At 46.0% G+C, this 22,081-nt stretch carries 13 protein-coding genes; 10 read left to right on the forward strand and 3 right to left on the reverse strand.

What is annotated here, in order from left to right; all coding sequences use genetic code 11:
- Nucleotides 1–247: 247 nt before the first annotated feature.
- From HQM11_09110 to HQM11_09120, 3 genes are all read right to left on the reverse strand, one after another.
- Nucleotides 248–2,341, reverse strand: coding sequence for a hypothetical protein (locus tag HQM11_09110; protein MBF0351181.1), 2,094 nt, complete (start codon nucleotides 2,339–2,341; stop codon nucleotides 248–250).
- A 339-nt stretch (nucleotides 2,342–2,680) separates the two neighbouring features.
- Nucleotides 2,681–3,688, reverse strand: a complete 1,008-nt coding sequence (locus HQM11_09115; GenBank protein ID MBF0351182.1) for a helix-turn-helix domain-containing protein — start codon at nucleotides 3,686–3,688, stop codon at nucleotides 2,681–2,683.
- A gap of 36 nt (nucleotides 3,689–3,724) precedes the next feature.
- Nucleotides 3,725–4,501 (reverse strand): 16S rRNA (uracil(1498)-N(3))-methyltransferase, encoded by a 777-nt coding sequence (locus HQM11_09120; protein ID MBF0351183.1) that lies wholly within the window; start codon nucleotides 4,499–4,501, stop codon nucleotides 3,725–3,727.
- A 111-nt stretch (nucleotides 4,502–4,612) separates the two neighbouring features.
- Here HQM11_09120 and aroQ point away from each other — a divergent pair, with 111 nt between their 5' ends.
- The 10 genes from aroQ (at nucleotide 4,613) to HQM11_09170 (ending at nucleotide 22,061) form a co-directional block, all read left to right on the forward strand.
- Entirely contained in the window at nucleotides 4,613–5,053 is a 441-nt protein-coding gene (gene aroQ, locus HQM11_09125) for a type II 3-dehydroquinate dehydratase (GenBank protein MBF0351184.1), read from the forward strand.
- Nucleotides 5,054–5,237: 184 nt separating this feature from the next.
- On the forward strand, nucleotides 5,238–6,206 hold the full coding sequence (locus HQM11_09130) for a PDZ domain-containing protein (GenBank protein ID MBF0351185.1): 969 nt from the start codon (nucleotides 5,238–5,240) through the stop codon (nucleotides 6,204–6,206).
- Nucleotides 6,207–6,363: 157 nt separating this feature from the next.
- Entirely contained in the window at nucleotides 6,364–6,990 is a 627-nt protein-coding gene (locus HQM11_09135) for a nucleoside 2-deoxyribosyltransferase (protein ID MBF0351186.1), read from the forward strand.
- Between the two features lie 223 nt (nucleotides 6,991–7,213).
- On the forward strand, nucleotides 7,214–10,075 hold the full coding sequence (locus HQM11_09140) for an Hpt domain-containing protein (GenBank protein MBF0351187.1): 2,862 nt from the start codon (nucleotides 7,214–7,216) through the stop codon (nucleotides 10,073–10,075).
- Between the two features lie 28 nt (nucleotides 10,076–10,103).
- Complete coding sequence (locus tag HQM11_09145) at nucleotides 10,104–12,398, forward strand: MMPL family transporter (protein MBF0351188.1); 2,295 nt, start codon at nucleotides 10,104–10,106, stop codon at nucleotides 12,396–12,398.
- Between the two features lie 23 nt (nucleotides 12,399–12,421).
- The gene (locus HQM11_09150) at nucleotides 12,422–14,203 is read left to right on the forward strand and encodes a cation:proton antiporter (protein MBF0351189.1); all 1,782 of its coding nucleotides are present in this window, start codon (nucleotides 12,422–12,424) and stop codon (nucleotides 14,201–14,203) included.
- A 62-nt stretch (nucleotides 14,204–14,265) separates the two neighbouring features.
- On the forward strand, nucleotides 14,266–18,741 hold the full coding sequence (locus HQM11_09155) for a hypothetical protein (protein ID MBF0351190.1): 4,476 nt from the start codon (nucleotides 14,266–14,268) through the stop codon (nucleotides 18,739–18,741).
- A gap of 245 nt (nucleotides 18,742–18,986) precedes the next feature.
- Nucleotides 18,987–19,868: a dTDP-4-dehydrorhamnose reductase gene (rfbD, locus tag HQM11_09160; protein MBF0351191.1), complete on the forward strand. Its 882-nt coding sequence runs from the start codon at nucleotides 18,987–18,989 to the stop codon at nucleotides 19,866–19,868.
- Nucleotides 19,869–19,964: 96 nt separating this feature from the next.
- Complete coding sequence (locus HQM11_09165; GenBank protein ID MBF0351192.1) at nucleotides 19,965–20,684, forward strand: ABC transporter permease; 720 nt, start codon at nucleotides 19,965–19,967, stop codon at nucleotides 20,682–20,684.
- A 6-nt stretch (nucleotides 20,685–20,690) separates the two neighbouring features.
- The gene (locus HQM11_09170) at nucleotides 20,691–22,061 is read left to right on the forward strand and encodes an ABC transporter ATP-binding protein (GenBank protein ID MBF0351193.1); all 1,371 of its coding nucleotides are present in this window, start codon (nucleotides 20,691–20,693) and stop codon (nucleotides 22,059–22,061) included.
- Nucleotides 22,062–22,081: the final 20 nt, after the last annotated feature.

The following is a 22,081-nucleotide window of genomic DNA, read 5'->3' on the forward strand; positions in this document are numbered from 1 at the left end:
CATGAGCTTGGGGTAAGGCAGCATCAATGATTTCAGCGATACGCATACGGTTTAGCCAATGCAACACTAAGGGCTCGTGCGTAAATAACCTGTATAGTTTGAGAGATTCAGTCCTGATCATGTCCACAGGGGATATGGGACGAGATCCCTCCTGACGACACCATAGTGTAAATCTTATTCTTGCACGAGCCCTTAATTCAAAAACAGTCTCAAAAATAAGCGAAAGGACTGCTGAACGCTTACGTTTTTATTTCTTACTCAAACACAATTCACAGCGTTGAATATAGATCTGACATGCCCGATCTTCTGGCAATTGAAGGGCGCATTCCCTGAAGATGTTCAACGCCTCTTCAAAGTTGTTCAAATAATATAGAGAAACCGCGGTTTCAAAAGGCTTAATGATCTTCTGTTTGCTGATACGAATCAGTTCAGGATCGCCATCAAAGACTTCCCAGAGTGTGACAGGTTCTGATTTTCCTTTGACATTCACTCGATCAATCACCCGCAAACAATAGTCACCGGGATTTTTTAACCGATAGAAGGTGTATTCACTGATCAAAAGCGAAATTCCATACTGTTTTGTTAAACTTTCAACCCTTGACGCCAGATTCACCGCATCACTGATGACAGTGCTTTCCATGTGTCCATGCTCTCCGATAATCCCCAGCATCAAATCCCCGGAGTTGAGTCCAATCCCGATCTGGATGGGACTGCGACTGGTTTGAATACGCATCGTGTTATAGTCATGCAAGGCCTTCAGCATCCCGATTGCGGCGCTTAAAGCAGAATCAGCGTCTTCGCCAAACAGTGCCATGATGGCATCACCAATGTATTTGTCGATGAATCCGCCGTGCTGTCGGATCACCGGCCCCATCACCTGTAGGTAGGAATTGATGAACCGAAAATTATCACGAGGTTCCATGGTTTCTGAAATAGTCGTGAATCCCCTGATATCTGAAAACAGGATCGTCATATCCCGTTGTACGCCATCACCAAGATTCACTTCTGTGATACTCGATTTGTTGAGATATTTCACAAAATCGTGCGGAACAAATTTTCTGAAAATATCACTCATACGCACAAGGCGTTGGGATTCTTCCAACTGAAGCTGTAAGGCCATTTCCCGTTCTTCTTTGAGAATGCGCATACGATGTGCCAACCCTACAGAGAGAATCAGCACTTCGAGAAACGCGCCCATATAAATGCCGTATTCTGTAAAAAAACTGGTTTTTACCCACCCGACGTAGCGCAAGATAAAGGGTGGGGTACTCGCCAGCAAAGTGATCCACGCTATGACAAAATATTTTGACGCGATTCCACTTTCAGGCTGTCTCAGACAATGAACTCCGGCACTCAATAAAAAATAGGCTCCTGTGGGAATCACGACCATAAGCAATATTAAGGATTCCCGGTAGGATGTGAACCATAAGGTAACCATCCCTCCCAGACATAAAATGATCATTGTTTGGATAACTTTATCCCATTTAGGCGCATACCTGGCTGTTTCCAGAAAATGTTTGCTGAAAAGGAGGACAAACATGCAGGTCAAAATAGTTATTTCAAGGAATATCCGATGGGTATAATAGAGGTTGTTCCAGATCAGAAGTTCACTAAAAAAACCGTTCAACAGAGTGCTTTCCGTCAGCAGAAACACAAGATACAGCACATAAAACAAATAAGTTTTGTCTCGTATGGCAAAAAACATAAAAAAATTGAACACCCCAATGATAAGCAAACTTCCAAAGTAGAATCCCCACAGCATTTGTGAATGCCGATCTGTTTCAATAAAATGGATGGGTGACCATAATTGAAAAAATAACAGGATAGGGTGTTCAGATTCAATTCTTACATAATACGTTTGATCGGACTTCGGCGGAACTTCAATGGAAAACAGGTTCAGACGGTGTTTAATGTCACGTTTGCTGAAGGGGTAGGCAAATCCGGATTTTTTTATATTCCAGGAACCATCTGTTTGAGGCAGATATAAGTGAATGCTGTCATGCTCTGTATTCATTTCCCACAGCAGACTTTGGGTGAACCCTGTCGGATTTTGAAGCTGGACCCGAATCCATAAGGCGTTATCCATAAAACCAAAACTTGGCACATCGTCATGGTTTGCCTGGAATTGTTTCTGATGTTCTTCTGCAAGAATATCGTTCAAGGTCCAATGGAGTGGAGATTCCATAACCTCCAGAAAGGGTCCCAAAACATACTTTTGCTGATCCTGTCCAAGAACCAGAGGTGCGCTCCAAACTTCAATGCTTGAGCAAAAAAAAGAGAGGAATCCCAAGAAATAGGCCAGATTCCATAAACAGAAGGGATGTTTCTGATAAAGTTTCATAATGATCTGCTGTGCTTATTCATTTTATTGGTAAGGAATACTCAAAAAATAACTTCCATAACTTTTCAAAAGACATTTCCTGCCGGGCATGCGTAGAGACGTGCTATAGCGCGTCTCTACAGACCCGGGCAAGGGGGTGTGTTAAAAAACTTTGGGCGGTTATTCTTTTGTCGTTCCTAAAATAACGTGAGTTCGGGATAAGAATTATCCTGAAATAGACATCCCCCTAACCCCCTTCCAATGGGGAATTATGAAGCAATCCACCGAGAGAATCCCGCTTTGAGGGGGCTTGGGGGGTGTCAATGCGGATTGAATCCGCTTTAGTTTCTTATCCCGAACTTACGTTAAAATAGGAGCAAGATTCGAAATCTGGCGATTTTTTAATTTTTGTCGGTAATGGTTGGGCGATAAACCCGTGTAGCGTTTGAATAGTTTACGAAAGAATCCGATATTTTCATAGCCGAGAGCATACCCGATTTCCTCAATACTTTTTTGAAAGTTTTCCAGTTCTTTTTTTGCGGCATCGACCCTCAATCGTTGAAGATAGACAACAAGCGAATCACCCGTGGCTTTTTTGAAACGCCTCTTGAAATTCCGGGTACTCATTGCCGCACGATTTGCCACTTCCTCCAACGTGATAATGTTCGCGTAATGAACTTCCAACCACTCCTGAACCGCTAGAATTTCCTGATCTTTGTGAGACTTTTGGGCACGAAAAATCACATACGGGTTTTGGGACGTTCTGTCGAGATCCAGCACAAAAGTTTTGGCACAGGACGCGGCTGTTTCATAACCGCAAAATTTTTCAATCAGATAAAAAGCCAGATCAAAACACGCGTAGTTTCCTCCGGAACAAAAAAGTCTGCCGGCATCCGTCATGATTCTTTCCGGGTGGAGTCTGACCTGTGGATACCTTTCCTGAAATTGTTGCGCACAGGCCCAGTGGGTTGTCGCGTCTTTACCATCCAACAATCCTGTTTCAGCCAGAATAAAACTTCCGGTACACAAGCCGGCAATGCTGGCACCTTTTTCAAAATGCTCATGCAACCATGGCAGGACATATTGGGAGACTTGAGAATCTCGCCGTAAATGCAATCCCATGCTGGGTATGAAAATTAAATCTGTATCAGAAATTTCCCCCAAAGAACAATGAGGAATAATGGGCATCCGGTTGATACATTTGACGGGTTGACCATCCAGGGAAACAATTTTCACATCAAATGCGGATTTTTGCATGAACTGTTGTGGCAGGTTCCAGTCAATTCCAGTAGCACACAGAACATCCATGAGTCCGGTAATGCATGAAGACAGCGAATAAGGTAACGCCAGAATTGTCGCTTGGTACATGAAGCCTCGAGAAATATGGAATTGTTGCTCAATTCGCTAACTTGTCAGTGTCCCATAGCGGCTTGAACGTTCATGAAAATTCAAATCACCCAACCAGAACTGAAAAATCGAGACGGCGGCAATAGCCGCGGTTTCAGCTCTTAAAATTCGTGGTCCCAATGGAATCGGCTGAACATGGAACTGCTCTGCCAGTACGTATTCCTCAGGATGAAAACCACCTTCGGGTCCAACAAAAATTCGATGAGGCGTGGAATGCAGACTCTCAATTGAAAGGGATTGTGGCTTCCAGAGAGGAACATCTGGTTTGAGAATCCATGTCTGTGCCTGGCCCAATCCGGTGTTCAAGGCATTTTCCAGGGAGGATGCCCACAATATTTCAGGAGGAGATGTTCTGCCGCATTGTTTACAGGCTTCCTGCACGATTTTTCTCCAGCGTTCCAGGGCCTGCCCGGGGCTGGAAACCAGAGCTTTGGGGGTATGACAGGAATGGAATATCAAAATTCTGGAAACACCCAGTTCGGTAGTTTTCTGCAAAATCAGATCGAGTGCTTTTTCTTTCACCAACGCTTGAACCAGTTCCAGATCAAGCGGTGAGTCATCAGGCGTTTTGATGGATGAAAGAACTTGAAATTCAAAACTTTTTCTATCCACCGATGTGACTCGCACCAGAAAGCGTCGTTGGCGGATATCCTGAAGTTCCAGCATTTCATGCACCCGAACCCGGCGGACAGTCAAAATGTGATGGGCTTCTTCTCCTGATAAAATATATGTTTTTCCCTCTTCCAATTCCTGATCAAATAAGAAATAAGACATAATGTGATCCTGAAACTTGACTGAAACCTTTAAGATGTTTATTGAAATAAAACAGAGCGCAATGTTTCACAACTGACGGATCTTCCGCAATACATAAAAGAGACACGATTTATGGAAAAAACGGTTTTGCTGTTAAATGGCCCCAATCTGAATTTATTAGGAACCCGGGAACCTGAAGTTTATGGACACACAACCCTTAAAGAAATTGAACAGCATATCAATGGAATTTTTTTAGCCCATCAGATTCAATGCCAGACCTACCAGTCCAATATTGAAGGAGAAATGATCAATTGGCTGCATGCGCATCGCACTGCGGATTTTCTGATCATCAATCCGGGCGGCTATACCCATACCAGCATTGCCCTGCGCGATGCCATCCTGGGAATTGCGGTTCCGTGTGTGGAAATTCATATTTCCAATATTTTCAAAAGAGAGTCGTTTCGCCACCATTCCTATATTTCAGACATTGCGGTTGGCTGCGTGATGGGACTGGGAGTCTATGGTTATGAATTGGCGGCACAATATGCTTTAAAACATCTTCAATCTCCATAGGAACGTTCAAAAAATAACAGGGAAAACTTTCTGGTTACGAACGGGACGTTCGTAACGGTTCCATGACCCACCTCCGGTGGGTGCGAAGCAGAGCTTCGCCTGGTGAATAACGTGCCCCACGGGACGTAGGGCACGAGCAAACTTTTACAACTTATTCTTTTGCCATTCCATAGGTACTGTTTTTATGCGATTTTCACCCACACTGATTTTGAATTATACTCTGTTGCTTCTGAGTGTCCTGACGTGTCATTCTCTGGGAAGTTTGTCGGGGAACATCATTCGCCAGCAAATTCTCAACCGTCCCTATCAGAAAACATTCGCGCCCAGGGTTTCTGCCCCACCGGCAATCAGAGACACTGTTTTGGAAAAAGCCGAATTTGAACCGATACTGAACAGAAACATGTTCGGTGCGCAACGAGCTGCTGTAGCTGTGGCCAGCACTACGGAAAGCATGACATCGCTCAAAATATCCCTGGTGGGAACCATGCTTTATCCCAGCATATCGTTTGCGTTTATCAGTCTTCAGGGACGTGAGCAGGATTATTCTGTGTTTCCGGAAGGAAGCTGTTTTGATCCATCTTCCATGCAGATCGCTGAACTATGTGAAATCAACCATGTCATGATCATGAAGATTGAAAATCGTAAAGTCACCCTGACATATCATGGCAAGACAGAAATCCTGATCATGCCTGACGCTCAGGAAACCAGCTTTGCCGCAGTGTCCGCAGCGGCGGCGGTTTCATCGGAGTTTGAACCCAAAAATATCACTTCGACCGGCAATAGTGTCGCACCGCCACCCATAGCGTCCGGCGAATCAGCGGCACCGGATGACGAACAGACCGTATTTCATTTCAAACGGGAATGGGTGGATGAGCAACTGGCAAATTTTGACAGCCTGTTGCGTGACGCCCGGGTGGTGCCGACCACAAAAGATAGCAAAACATTATTTATGTTCAAATTCATCAAGCCCAAAAGCCTGTATGAAACCCTCGGCTTAAAAAAAGGAGATGTCATTCTTGAAATCAACGGACATTCCATTGACAATATCTCGAAGGCTCTCAGTTTGCTGGAAGTTTTACGCTCAGAACGGGAAATTGTTCTGACCGTCGAACGGGATGGTCAGCCCCGAACCTTCAATTACTATATTGATTAACCCCGGGTTGGCCATTTTGTTTTCCAGAATTCCATGACGCATAGGAGGGATCCCTTATAATTCTCATTTGGCTGCAAACCGCCGCATCGCAGCTTAGTTCAACAACGTGAGGGATCTTTACAAACTAAAGTTTTCAGATTCTAACCATGAGCGAAGTATGCCACAAAAAACCATGATTTACTGTTCAGGTCCTTTGTTTTCACCTGAGGAAATTGCCAGCATGACAGCCATTTCCCGGATTCTGGAACAACATGGTTATGACACCTTTCTGCCTCACAGGGATGGCTTTGAACCTTATGTGCTCCCCAAACTGGGAAAGGCCTTAGGATTGCTTCCGGAGGCGGTCAGTTCCGCCATTGATCAGGCGATATTCGCATTGGATGTGTATCAGATTGTCGAACGTTGTGATGTTCTGGTGTTCAATATGAATGGTCGTGTTCCCGATGAAGGCGGAGCGGTGGAAGCTGGAATCGCCTTTGCCTGCGGAAAGCCGGTGGTGCTGTTCAAACAGGATTATCGCACGGTGTTTCATGGCAGAGATAATTCGATGATCACAGGACTATCCCACAAGCCACCGGTATCAGACCTGCAAAGGCTTCCTGAACTCATCCGGGCTCTCCCGGAAAACAGGCCCACCTCGACACCTCAGTTATCTTCAACATTGATGAAAACCGTTCAAACAGGAAAAAAACTTTGGACCATCCGGTCAAAACTCACTCCGAAGCAAAATTTGCATGACCGCGAGCTGATGGATGAAATCCTCAAAATCTGTGAAGAAAAATAGTAATCGTTGAGCTATCAGTATTCAGCTATCAGTGTTTATCCATTTCGGAAGCATTATGACTCAATAGCCGAAAATATCGATTGGCTTCCAGGCTTTGAGAATTCTTGAAAACTAATAACTGACGGCTGAACGCTTACGAAAAATAAGGGTTGATCAAGCCGGATTAAAACGATAGGGGATAAAAAAGGGGAATTGCATAATTCGTGTGAAAATAAGGGGAAATATGAAAATCAAACTGATCCTTGTGACATGGTTGTCACTATTCATCGCACTGACTGACGCATGGGCGCTACCTCAGAGTGAATCAAAATGTGATTCCTGTCTGATCAAAGTCCATTCACTGGAAAAACCGGTCGATCTGGCCGGCAACTGGCTGTTTACCCGGGAGGATCGTGAAACCAACAAGGATGTGGAAATCGACACGTCCGACTGGGTGCTTGTCAAGGCTCCGGGCCCCTGGAAAAAAGCCTATAACGACCATGAGGTTTATCGTGTCGGCTGGTATCGTGGCGTGCTGGAATTCGATCCCGCGTTGATCGGAAAAGAAGTTGTTTTCCTGGTGGATAGCTACATGTCAGCCTTGACGTTCTATCTGGATGGTCAACAGATTTTTCATCGCGGTGAACGAAAAACCAGTGAACGCTACTACGCCATCCAACCGATTCCAATTGCCTTCAAAGTGACGCGAACTCACCATGTGATCACCTTCCGGATTGATACGATTTTAATGGTTGGTGTTTACCAACTGCCGTTTCAGCTTCGGGAATTCAAGGACTTTGATTTTTTAATTTCATTCCTGCATTTCTGGGAAGGCGATTTCCGTCAGTTTGCGGCCAGTATCATTCTGGTATTCAGTCTGTTTTTCATGCTGATCTGGGCCAAAACCCGCTTCAACCTGTATCTGGTCACAGCCCTGATGGGGTTCTTTCAGTATCCGTTTTATGCGGCACCGGGAGATGTCTGGGCCACATTTTTCAATCCGGAAACATTACTGCTGATTCATTATCTGGGTATCACCACCGGTGCGGCATTGCATCATTATTTTGTGCAACATTTTTATAAATTTTATCCCCGTGTGACCCGGATCAACGGTATTTTTGTGATGCTTCAATTTTGTGCTTTTGTATTTTTTATCTTCCATATGAATCTGGAAGTGTTCCAGAAACTCAGGGTTATCTGGCTCCTGAATACTTTTTTTCTGGGTGTTCACATGGTGTATATGCTGATCCGGAGCGTGTTGCAGAAACGTGAAGGCGCGGTCATCATTCTGATTGGTGAAACCATTCTGGTGCTGTCAGGTACCCAGGACATGCTACTGGCGCTGGGAAAAATTGAATCCTTCATGATGATGTTCGCGGGGTCCCTGTTTGCGACCATGTGTATTCTCTGGTATTGTAGCAACCTGTTCGCCAACACCTTTGTGCAGAACAAAAAGTTGCTCACCGACATGAAAAAAATGAACACCGTACTGGAAGAGATGAATGATCATCTGGAAGAACTCGTGCTGGATCGAACCGCTCAACTGCGTGAAAAATCCAATGACATTCTCACCATGCTGCAACATCTTCCCGAAGGCGTTCTCACCGTAATGCAGGATAATAAAATCCACCATGAATATTCAGCCTATCTGGAAACCATTCTGGGCACAAAAGACATCGCGGACCGGGATGTCATGGACGTGTTGTTTAGCAATACAAACCTTGGTGTTGATGCCCTTGCCAGTCTGGACACCGTGTTTGGCGCCTGCCTGGGAGAATTCGAACTTAATTTCTTAATGAATTCACACTTGATGATCAGGGAACTGGACAAAACCCTGGCCGATGGCACCACCAAACATCTGGAACTCACCTGGTCGCCAATTGTCAATGAAGAAACTGAAGAGATCGACAAGATCCTGATCTGTGTCAGGGATATCACGGAACTTAGAATCCTCCAGACTGCGGCCAATCTGCAGAAACGTGAACTGGAAATTATTGGCCAGATCCTGTCTGTGCCGCAGGAAAAATTTCAGGATTTCCTGGAATCCTCCAGAAATTTCATCATGGAAAATGAAAAAATTATCCGGCAAACAACCCGAAAAGACAATGAAATCCTTCAGGAGCTTTTCAGAAACATGCACACCATCAAAGGCAATGCCAGAACCTATGGTCTCGTGCATCTCACCAACATCGTGCATGAAGCAGAGCAGGAATATGATGATCTGAGAAAGCATCCCGACCGGGAATGGAAGCCTGAACTTCTGCTGCAACAACTGGCTTCCTCCTCACGAATGCTGGATGAATATGCCTTGATCAATGAAAAGAAACTCGGACGGAAAGGTCCGGGACGCAGAGGTTCTGCGGATAAATTTCTGATGATTGAGAAAGAGCGGATCACCAAATCCATTGAACTTCTGGAAAATGTAGACTCGCTGGAACCTCTGAAACTGATTCAGGCACTTGACCGGATTCGGGCCACCCTTAAAATTCTGGGAACAACGCCCACCCGTGAAATTGTGTCAGACATTGTGGACTCCCTGCCCTCACTGGCCAGCGAACTGGGCAAGGAAACGCCTGAAGTCACCATCAATGACCATAATATTTTTATCAAAAACCAGGCCACAGGTTTGTTGAAAAACGCGTTCATGCATATTTTCAGAAACTCGCTGGATCATGGCATCGAAACCCCTGCAGAGCGGTTGAAACACGGCAAGGTTTCGCAGGGCAATATCCAGCTTGATGTCCTGATCGACCACGGTCAGTTGCTCATGCATTATCATGACGATGGCCGCGGACTCGCCCTCAGCAGGATTCGACAAAAAGCACTGGAACAGGGCATGATCTTCGAAGGGGATGAGTTGCCACTGGAAGACCTTGCCAATCTGATTTTTCAATCAGGATTTTCTACGGCGGAAAAGGTCACTGAAGTTTCAGGTCGGGGAGTGGGTCTGGACGCTGTTAAAAAATTCTTCCAGAAAAACAAGGGCGATATCATGATTGAACTGCTGGATACCAGCCAGCCTGACGCTGATTTCATTCCCTTTCAATTCACACTCCAGTTGCCCGAAAACCTGGCTGTCCAAGTGAACGAGCTTGAATTGATTTAACACAATTTTCCATATTTTATAAGGTTGTATGCAAAATTTCATTCGTTATCGCTGGCTGTGGTTCGGGTTGATGATCCTGATTATGGCACCCTTGCTGAAGTGGATCGGACCGGCACTCATTCCTGATAATTCGTTGTCGGTGTGGTTTCTTAAAACAGATCCATTGCTGGTGTCCTATCATGAATTTCATGAACATTTCGGCAACGACGAAGTGATCCTGACCGTTCTTGAAGAAGAAAACGGGATCTTCAATCAGGCAACACTCCTGAAGCTTCAGGCCATGTCTGAAAAGATCAAAGCCATTGACGGAGTGGACCGGATCACCTCCATCCTGACCGTTCAGGACGCCTTTGACACGCCGGGCGGCATACGCTTTGAAAAACTGGTGCCCTCCCCGATTCCAGGCGATCCTGCCGAACTTCAGGCCATTGAGACCCGGGCCAGAAACAATATTCTCATTGAAGACAGGTTTGTCAGCAAAGATGGCAAAAAAGCCATGATTTCGATCCAGATGACCACCGGAAATTTTGATGCCATCCGGGACAGGGTTGTGGCGGAAGTCAAACAGGTGATCGATGAAGATCTCAAAGACACGCCCCACCCCATTGGCGGACTTGGTGTGATTTACTCCGCACTGAACATTCTGACCCAACAGGATTTTGGAACCTTCCTGAGTTTATGCTATCTGTTCATGTTTTCTGCCATGTGGTGGGTTTTCCGGAGCGCCCGGTTGCTCATTGGCGGCATGGGCGTGATCCTGTATGGCTGTTTATTCACGCTGTCTATCTATGGTTTGGCCGGACGTCAGCTCAACATGGTCACAGCGGCCCTGCCGACCTTGATCATTGTGTTGGGAATTGGCGATGCCATTCATTTTCCGTCAACGTTCATTCATCTGCGACATGAATATCCCAATCTCACACGCCCACAGATTGTTGAAAAAGGATTGCGTCAGGTTTTTATGCCCTGTGTGCTGACTTCGATGACCACCATTGCCGGCTTTTTATCGCTGGTAACTTCGCCAATGTCCGTCATCAAGGATATGGGAATTTATGCGGCCATCGGTTTGGTGGGAACCCTTGCGGCCAGTATGGTATTCATGACCATCGCGTTTCTCAGTCTTCCGGAAAATGTCCGGTTGCCACGACCGAAATGGATGGGAACTGTGCTCAACTGGTGTGAACAGGCTGTGATTCTTCATCCCTGGAAAGTGCTATCGGCCTTTGTTGTGGTCGCCTTACTCAGTTTCGGGGGGGCGTCCATGGTCAAAGTGGATACCTACACCATCGGATATCTGCCCAAAAGTGACAGGGCCGTGGTGGATCATCATGACCTTGAACAACGCTGGGGCTATTACAATGTCATGGAATTTCTGATCAAACCCAAAGGGAGCCTGCGGGCGGACAGCCCTGAAATTCTGAATGGCATGGAATCGTTTATTGACGAAGTGAAGCAATTCCCCCAGATCCGTGACGGCTCCAGCCAGCATCTGGTCTATCGTCGTCTTGAAACTGTTTTCCGTGGAACCGAACCCCCACCCGGTCCGATGTCGCCGGAACTCATTGCGCAGATGCGTATGATCATCGGTGTTGATTCGATGTCCTGGGACAAATCAGAAGAAGCGTATGATGACAATTTTGTGGCACCGTTCATGATGGAAGACGGTTCGCTGGGAAGAGTCACCTTGATCGGGGCCATGATGAGCGCCTCGGAAGTGTCTGAGCTGATCGGAAAGGTTCAACTCATTGCCCAACGCCACCTTGGTGTCTATGCGGAGGTGGTCAGTTCAGGCTATGTGCCGATGTATGTGACCATCATTGACTATGTGATGCGTTCCCAGATCAACAGTTTTTTTCTGGCACTGGGATTGATTTTTCTGATGATGCTTTTATGGCTCAGGTCTTTCCGATTAGCCCTGCTCAGCCTGATTCCCAATGTGTATCCTGTGCTGGTCATGATGGGTTGCATGGGTGCCGCCGGAATTGATCTGGATGTCACCACCGCCATCATTGCGGCTATTGTGATCGGTGTGGCCATTGATGATACCATCCATTTTCTGTATCACTGGAACGAAGCGGAAAAAGCCCACAAAACTTGGGAACAGGCCTTGAAGTGGACCTTTGATCATTCTGGAAGAGCCGCGATCACCACCACGGTTCTGCTGATGATTGGCTACCCTGTGATGATGTTTGCCAGTGTGAAATCTGTCGTTTATTTTGGCTTTCTGACCACCATTGCGGCATTCACCGCCTTGCTCGCGGACCTGTTGCTCACTCCACTGATGATGCGGCTCTGGCCCCCTAAATCAGTCACTTCCAAATAATCGCTCAACCAAGAGAAGTTTTTATGGAAATTCCATTACTACAGGATATTGCCATAATTTTTGGTTTGTCCATCATTGTGCTCTTCATTTTTGAAAAGATCCGTTTGCCGCCAATCATCGGGTTTCTGCTGACAGGAACCCTGGTGGGGCCTCATGGATTACACATGATCGAAGCCATGCATGAAGTGGAAATGCTGGCGGAAATCGGGGTGGTCCTGTTGTTGTTCACCATTGGACTCGAACTCTCCATCAGGGAACTGGTGCATAACAAAAAAGCGGTGCTGTTGGGCGGCTCCCTTCAGGTATTCCTCACCGTCCTGATTGTTTTTGGTCTATCCCGATCTTTGGGGATCACGCCGGGAACCGCAATTTTCATGGGGTGTCTGGTTTCTTTGAGCAGCACGGCCATTGTGCTCGGGGTGTTGCAGGAAAAAGGCAAGGTTCACTCGTCTCATGGAAAAATGATGGTCGCCATCCTGATTTTTCAGGACATCATCTCCGTGGTGATGATGCTACTCACCCCGCTTCTCCAACAAGGCGACCAGCAGGTGGATATCACCAACGCGCTATTGATTCTGCTGGTCAAGGCGGTCGTGATCATCGGCCTGGTGATTGTGTCTTCCCGCTATATCATTCCCCGTTTGATGTACCAGATTGCCAACACGAAAAATCAGGATCTGTTTCTGTTAAGCATCGTGGGTGTCTGTCTGCTGATCGCCTGGGGTGCGGCCAGTATTGGACTTTCACTTGGACTCGGCGCGTTTCTGGCAGGATTGATCATTTCCGAATCCGAATACAGCCTCCGTGCCCTGGGCAGTGTACTGCCATTCCGGAGTGTTTTTCTGAGCTTCTTTTTTGTATCGATTGGAATCTTGTTCAATGGGCTGTTCCTGCTTGAAAATCTGTTATTGATTCTCATGCTGACCCTCTGTGTGATCGGCATCAAAGCGCTGGTTCTTATGCTGGTAGGCGTTGTGTTGCGATCTGATCTGAAAACAACCCTCCTTGTGGGCCTCTCCCTCAGTCAGATTGGAGAGTTTTCCTTTTTGCTGTCAAATATCGGCCTTGGTTCCGGTGTTCTCAGCCAGCATCATTATCAGTTGTTTTTATCCATCGCGGTGTTGACGATGGGATTGACGCCCTTATTGATGTATCTGGCGCCGCTGTTGGCTGGCAGTCTGATCAAAGCGCAAACAGCGGTACGCTTCAGAAAAGGCCCTGTCAAAGTGAAAGATTCCACACAGGAAGTGGATCTGAAAATGGAATACCATCTGGTCATCATCGGCTATGGACTGCATGGAAAACTGCTGGCTAAAACCGCCCGTGAAACAGCGATTCCCTATATCATTCTGGAAATGGACGCTGAAATTGTGAAAGAAGAAAAACTCAAAGGCGAACCGATTCTGTATGGCGATGCCCGACATGAAAATTTTCTAAATCACGCCTACATCAAAAACGCGTTCATGGTGGTCATTGCCACCTCGGATATCACCACATCCCGTCAAATCGTAGCCCTTGTCCGGCAACTCAATCCCAAAGTCCATATTCTGGTGCGAACCCGATTTATTCTGGAAGTGGATCATCTGACACGAATGGGGGCCAACAGCGTGATTCCGGTTGAATTCGAAGCGGCGCTGGCAATTCAGCGTCAAACCCTGTCCCATTTCCTGATTCCACCCGATGAGATTGAGCGGTTCATGGACAGAATCAGGCAGGATGGCTATCGCAAATTCATTGCGGATGCGGTCTCAGGCAATTTTGAACAGTCTGAGATTGACAAAATGTTCAGTCACCCTGTCAGATGAGAAATATTTCCCCTGAAAGTCGATGCTGATTCCATCACAAACCTCATGAACCATTAACCCGCATGTCAACACCGTTATTTCATTGGGATCTTTTCTGGCCTTATGGCATTCCTCCGCTGTTGACGGTGATCAGCGCCTTTTTTCTTTCCACACTCACCATGAGAGGTGCCAGACACAGTCAGGAACATCAGGTGTTCAGCCTGTTCTGCGCGTTACAGGGCGTGGGCTATTTGCTCGTGACAATGGATGTCCTTCTGGTTTCGCCTGAACTCTCACTGACCGCGTCCCGCATCAACGCGCTGGTCTATAATTTCATCATCCCTGCCGGAATCCATCTGACCCATGCCCTTCTCGGAATCCATACCCGCAAATGGCTCACCAGAGGGGGGTATCTTGTAATCCTGCTGTTGCTTCCGTTCACGCAGGGCGACTTACACATCCTTGAAAAATATCGTACCTTCTGGGGGTTTGTTCCAAGAGGGGGCGTGGTTTATCTGACCTTTTATTCACTGGCCTTGCTGGCATTGATTTATTGCGGAGTGATGCTCCTTCAGGGAATCCTCCGAACGCCCTCAGGTGAACAGAAACTCAAAATCAAACTGCTGTTCAGCGGCCTGTTTTTAAGCGCGTTTCTGAGTCTGGTGGATGGCCTCGTTTCCATGACGCACATCACCTGGTACCCGCTGGGAAATCTGGGCTTTATTCCGTTGGGTATCATGGCTTATGGCGTGCTCCGGCAAGATCTGGTCGATACCGCACGGACATGGTTGTCGCAAGGATACATCTCGAAATTGCTGGCAATGATGGTGTGGGTACCGTTGATCATGGCCGTGGTGTTCTATTTCACAGCCACTGAAGGAACCTTTTATCCAAAGGTGTCAGAGCGAATATTTCCCTATGCCATTCCGTCCGCCATCTCCTTCATGGTGTGTTATTTTCTGGCCTCGTTTTCCTTTTTGAAGGGCAGTCGAAAAATTGAGACGCTCCTGTTTGGAACCCTGTGCTGGCTGTGGGGAAATATGAACCTGGATATCACGCTGATCTCCATGGTGATCCACGAATCCGTGGCCCTGACGATTTCAAGGATGGATCATTTTTTACTGGTGTTGCAGCCTGCGGTTTACGCATGGTTCATTTTCTATCTGATCCGGGCGCCGAAAGTCTTTGTTTTTGGAACCACCCTGATCGGTTTATGCCTCATGCCACTCACCCAGACGGATCTTTATTTTCGGGGAATGTTCCACTTTTACTGGGGATTTTTCGGTAAAAAAAATGTGCTCTTTGATGTTTTCAGTGTCTTAACGACTGTTTCCGCACTGTATGTGATTTTCACCCTGATCACTGAAATCCGTCACACTGAAAACAAAAAAAAGAAAAAATCCTACGAATATTTTCTGGCCGGAGGAGTGGTTTCCGCCTTGTTGTCCATTGGCAACATTCCCGCGGTGTACGGCCTTGAAATATATCCTGTGGGAAATTTTGTATTTATTCCCATCCTGATCATGGCGTATGGCATGTTTCGTCATGATATCATTGAAATCAGTGATTACGCCAAACAGCGAGCCACGCGCCGCATGGCCCAGATGTTCCTGCTGATGGTCTATGTCTCCATTGGTCTGGCGTTCTGGATGGCTGGTGCCGGTCACACGCCCTCACAGGTGTTGCTGCACCTTGTTCCTTATGGCATTCCGCCGTTTTTATCGCTTCTGACCTGCCTGTTTTTTTCATTTGCGGCGATTCGTGTAGGCCGGTTGCGAACCGAACTGGTTTTGTTCAGTCTGATTTGCATCGTCTGGGCCTTCCTCAATGCGGATATCATGCTGCTGGGGGTGGTGGATACCGCGGAGCAGGCACTTCAGATCAGCAGACTGGATCATTTTTTTCTGGTCATGGGACCCGCGTTGTTCCTGCATCTGTTCATGACTGTCGCCGGAGATGTGCGCAAAGCCTGGATGTATTCCTTTTATCTGGCCGGTCTGGTGTTCATGCCCTTGACCCGCTCGGATTATTACCTGAACGGAATGTCGCGATATTACTGGGGATATTATGCCACCAAAGGGATTTTGTTTGATATCTTCGGGGCGTTGTTTCTATTTGCGGTATTCCTGGGATTTTATGTTTTAATCAAGGACTGGAGACAAACCACCGCGCCCCTGAAAAAACAAACGCTGAAATATATTCTTCTCGGATTGACTGCCACCGTGATTTTGAATCTGGGAAATTTCCCGGCGCTGTATGGTTATGAAATTTATCCTGCCGGCAATTTCACCTTCATTCCCATTCTGCTGATTGGTTACGGGTTGTTACGCCGCTATTTCAACTCTGTGAGCATATTCTTCCGCCAGATCCTGCATTACACCTTGCTGTTAGCCGTTATTGGCGCAATGAGTTTTCTGATTTCTCCCTCGCTGTTGACTATGGCAGGTCTGGCCCTGGCCACAGGTCTGTTTTTCAGGACAATCAATCGCTGGATTGAAATCATGCTCAATCTGGTGTTTCAAACCGACACCCAGGACTGGCCAAAACTGCTGCAACAGGCCAACAATAGACTGTCCATTTCCATCAGCGTGGACTCCATCCGGCAAGCCCTGATTCCCTACTTTCTGAAACATCTCTCCTGCCAGAAATGCTGGCTTTTTTTCGAACAGGACCATGCCCTTTATTTTGAAGGTGACAGCGTTGTTTATGCAAAACATAATGATCCGGCAGAGTTTACTTATCAGCTACAGGATCATGTCCGGTTCAGCGCGGAACATCCGGTCGTTCAGATGTTGTATGAATTACAGGATCAGGTGTTGGCAGAGCAGTTGGATGAATGGATGCGCTCCCGCTCACTGCGACTTTCCCCTGAAGACCTGTTCACCCGGGGGGTTGTACTCCAACCCGTGTTTTTCCATGGTGCGCTGGTGGGTATCATCGTGCTTGAAGAAAAACTCAATGAACAGTTGTATTCTTTTGAAGAACTGAGATTCATCCGTCATATCAGTTCGTCCCTGGGGCCCATCATTGAAAATGTGAAACTGGTCAGCACCCTGGAACAACGAATTCAGGACCGTACCCGGGATTTACAGAAGGCTCACCAGGAAATCAGTCATCTGAACGAAGTGACCCAGGCGGTGAATTCCTCGCTGATTCTGGAGGATGTTCTGAAATCTTTCATGGGCGTGATGCTCGAGATCTTTTTCTTTGACCAGTTGGGAGTGGTCTTTTTACAACCCGATGAACATCTGCATTTTGTCAGCTTTTCTATTGGTTTTACAGAAGAGCAATTGAAAGCCTTCATGGCTATCCGGATTCCGATCAAAACCAGTTTAAGTGTGTACGCCTCAACCGTGCTGCATAATGAACCGAGTTATTTTCCACAAATTGATGAAAGCATGCAAAAACTGTTGGTGGAGGATGACCGCATCCTGTTCGAAATCAGCCCGGTCAAAAGTATTTTGCTGTATCCTGTCGTAGTGCGAGGTAAGGTCATTGGTCTGCTTCATTTCGGCAACACGAAAGCGTATTATGATCTACAGGAAGCGGACATTGAAAAAATTCAGCGTTATGTGAGTCAGATCGCGTCTGCCATCAACAACGCCAGACTTTTTGAAGAGTTGAAAACCACACGGATCCAACTTGCTGAAAGCGAAAAAGTGGCCGCCATGACCAAGACCTTTGAGAAATTTGTGCCCAAGCCGTTTCTGCTGCGGATTGCCCGTGAAGGACTCGAAAATATCGAACTCGGGAAAGGTCAAAGCGACAACATCACGATTCTATTTTCGGACATCCGCATGTTCACGGCCCTGTCTGAAAGCATGACGGCACAGGAATTGATGAACTTCCTCAATTCCTACCTGCAACGCATGAGTATCCCGATCCATGAGTTTGGCGGATTCATTGACAAGTTCATTGGCGATGCGATCATGGCGTTGTTTGATTTTCCCGACAGGAATGATTCGGAAGAAGCCGAATCCGCCGTCAAAGCGGCGATTGCCATGCAGAACGCGCTCAAATTATACAACCAGCATCGAAGTTCGCATGGATATCGCGCCATCACGAATGGCATCGGGATCCATAGCGGTCAGGTCGTCATTGGAACTGTCGGTTCAGAAAGCCGGATGGATTCCACCGTGATTGGCGACAGCGTCAATCTGGCCTCCCGCATTGAAGGCCTGACCAAATTTTATGGAGCCGATATTCTGATCAGCTCCCAAACCCTGGAGCTGATCCGGGATAAAAGCTGGCTGAAACTCCGGGAACTGGACAAGGTAAAAGTTCAGGGCAAGAGCAAATCCGTGGGAATCTATGAAGTTCTCAATCATTATTCCACCGAAATTCAGGAACTCAAACGTGCGTCCGGCCAAATGATTCTCAAGGGATTGGTGTATAGAAATCTTCAGGACTGGAACACTGTGCAGAAGTGCTTTGAGCAGGCCTTGAAATGGTATCCTGAAGACAAAGCCGCTCATTTTCTTATGGAACAAACCCGTCAAATGCAAACCATGCAACTCCCTGAAGATTGGGATGGATCACTCATTCTGGAACAGAAGTGATTCCCTGTTATCCAGCCCACAGCAGTTGACAGGTAAAAATAGCTCTATAAGGAGACAAGGGAGGAGTTTGCTCAAAAACCAGTGTCTCGCTAATAAAAACCATCAATTTTAGTACTTGACACATAGTAGGTCGATATTTTGTTTAGGAATTGACTCTATCCGGAATAGTCTGTTAATTCTTTTTCCCTTTAATCATTGCCATTAACATAGATCGTTAAGATTTAATCTTTTCAGTGATTCCGTATATGAAAATCATTATTGCTGGCGCAAACGGAATGCTAGCTCAAGATATCATCAAAATATTACACAGCTATCCTGAATTCAATGTCTATCCTCACAATGAATTTGAACTTGATATCACTTCTGTTGAATCCATACACAATGCACTGAAGCGTATTGAACCGGATGTGTTGATTAATTGTGCGGCATATACCCAGGTTGATGTCGCCGAAAATGACGAAAAAAAGGCCTTTCTGATCAATGAAACCGGAGTTGAGTATCTTGCGAAAGAATGTTCAGAATTCCACTGTAAACTGATTCATTTTTCCACTGATTTTGTGTTTGATGGGACGGCCTCAACTCCATATAAAGAAAATGACATTGCCGGGCCACTAAGTGTTTATGGGAAATCAAAACTGGCTGGAGAAATAAAAATTCAGCAATTTGCAAATAGTTATTTGATTATCCGTACATCATGGTTGTACGGCGTGAATGGCAACAATTTTGTAAAAACAATGCTACGGTTAGCACGTGATAGGGATCTCCTTAAAGTGGTGCATGACCAGACGGGTTGTCCAACCTGGAGTGCTGATCTGGCTGAAGCGACACTCGAATTGATCAAGGTGGATGCCACGGGGATTGTACATTTTTCTAATTCAGGGCCCTGCACCTGGTATGATTTGGCCAGAAATACCATTGATATGGCTTATGAGTCTTCGATAATTTCTCGAGTCACAACCATTCATGCCATTCCATCAAAAGAATATCCTACGCCGGCCAGGCGTCCTGCCTATTCGGTTTTGGATTGCAGTCAATACAAGCAATTAACAGGAAAAAATCCACCCTTCTGGAAAGACAGTTTGAAACAGATGCTTCTTGAATTCAAAAGTCACTCAAAAGTCTTTTGAAATATTTAGCCTTAGGTTGGTGATATGTTCGAACTGATCAAAAATATTATGAGATCTCGTTCACTCATAGTGGTTATGGGGGTTCGTGAGATCAAAATGAGATATACTCAATCCGCTTTAGGGGTGGTTTGGGCATTTCTGCATCCAGCAGTCATGACTTTTTTATATTGGTTTGTATTTTCATTTGGACTCAAACTGCAACCCGCAGGAAATGCGCCCTTTTTGATATGGTTTTTTTGCGGTTTTATTCCATGGATTTCTTTCAGTGAGATGATCACCATGATCACTCCGTCCGTGGTCAATCATCCAGCCTTGATCAAACGCACACTGTTCCCCAGTGAGATTTTTCCGGTAATATATGCCCTTGTTTCCGGATTTGGACACATCATCATGATGGTTATTCTTCTGCTTTTACTTTTGCTCAGCCATATCCCAGTCACATGGTATGCCCTCCAGTTTTTTTATTACAGTGCCGGATTAATCCTGTTGACCATTGGTTTGGGATGGCTGTTTTCGTCACTCAATGTTCTGTCTCGTGATATAGGCCAACTCGTGGCAATTCTGCTTCAGGTATGGTTCTGGGCAACACCGATTATTTATGGACCTGAATTGGTTCCGCATTTTCTGCATTGGGTCCTGCAAATCAATCCTCTGTATTATGTGGTGCATGGCTATCGAAATACTTTCGTCTATTTCCAACCATTTTGGAATGATGGGGTCACTGCGATTATTTTCTGGGGGGAGGTTTTGACAATTTTAATTTTGGGTGGATTTGTGTTTAAGCGCTTTAAACCTGAATTTGCGGATATTCTTTAGAGGCTTATGGCAAACAGTAACGCAGTCGTTGTGGAGAGCCTAAGTAAAAAATACAAACTTTATCCTTCCCCTCAGGCAAGGCTCAAGGAGTTTCTTCATCCATTTCATAAACGATACCATAAGGAATTCTGGGCATTGAATGATGTTTCATTTCAGGTTCCTCAAGGGCATACTTTTGGCGTAATCGGACGAAATGGTTCAGGAAAATCTACTTTGTTGCAATTGATCACAGGCGTGATTCAACCAACGAATGGAATGATTGTCAGTCATGGAAAAATCTCGGCATTACTTGAATTAGGATCAGGTTTTAATCCTGAGTTTTCCGGACGGGAAAATGTGATGGTTCAGGCCAGTGTGATGGGTCTCACAACTGAAGAAATCAAGTCACAGATGGCAGAAATCGAGGCCTTTGCAGACTTGGGTGGGTTTATTGATCAACCTGTCAAAACCTATTCTTCAGGAATGTATGTGCGCCTGGCTTTTTCCACCGCAATTCATGTCAATCCTGATATTTTAATTGTAGATGAGGCGTTGGCGGTTGGAGATGCCAAGTTTCAGTCCAAATGTTTCCGTAAGTTTGAACAGTTTCGCAAGGATGGAAAAACCATTATTCTGGTAACCCATGATCCCAATGCGATAGTGCGATATTGTGATACCGCACTCCTGTTGGACAATGGATCTCTGGTCGAAATGGGAACTCCCAAAACGATTGTCAATCACTACATGGAATTGCTCAATACCGGTTCTCTTTCTTCGAAAAAAAATGACAAGAAAGACGAAAAACCGGAAGAAGTCGCACATGCGGGCTATCAGTTACCTGACGCAACACGCCTCAACACCCCTCTTGGAGAATTTCTTAAGGAGTTTCATACAGAGGATCGATGTCCGTTACGCAACTCCTATAATCCCAATGAACACAGATATGGAACTCGGCAAGCGGAAATCATTGATTACATGATTGTGAATAAGGAGGAGTATGATCCTGCAGGAATCCGCTCACACGATGAAATCGAAATATATCTTAAAATCAAATTCAATGAGGATGTGGAATTTCCAATTTATGGTGTCACTCTGAAAACATTGGATGGTATTGAAGTCTATGGCAACAACTCATGGTTTTCAGAGTCAATTGTTCATCCTCATTCTGCAGGTAGCTTGGTTTTGGTACAGATGCGGTTGAACATGATTGTTGCCGGTGGTGATTATTTTTTAAATCTTGGGGTTGCCTGCAAACCACCTATTGGCGATTCAATTGCCTTGGATCGACGTTATGATCTGGTGCATCTTAAAGTTCTGCAAGAAAGTCGAAGTCTGGGGTTTGTCGATCTGGACGCAACGATCACTGAATACAAAACACTGTCAACGGTTGTTTCCTGAACAAACCCGGTTTATCCAGC

The organism is SAR324 cluster bacterium (genome assembly GCA_015232315.1).
Taxonomy (GTDB): domain Bacteria; phylum SAR324; class SAR324; order SAR324; family NAC60-12; genus JADFZZ01.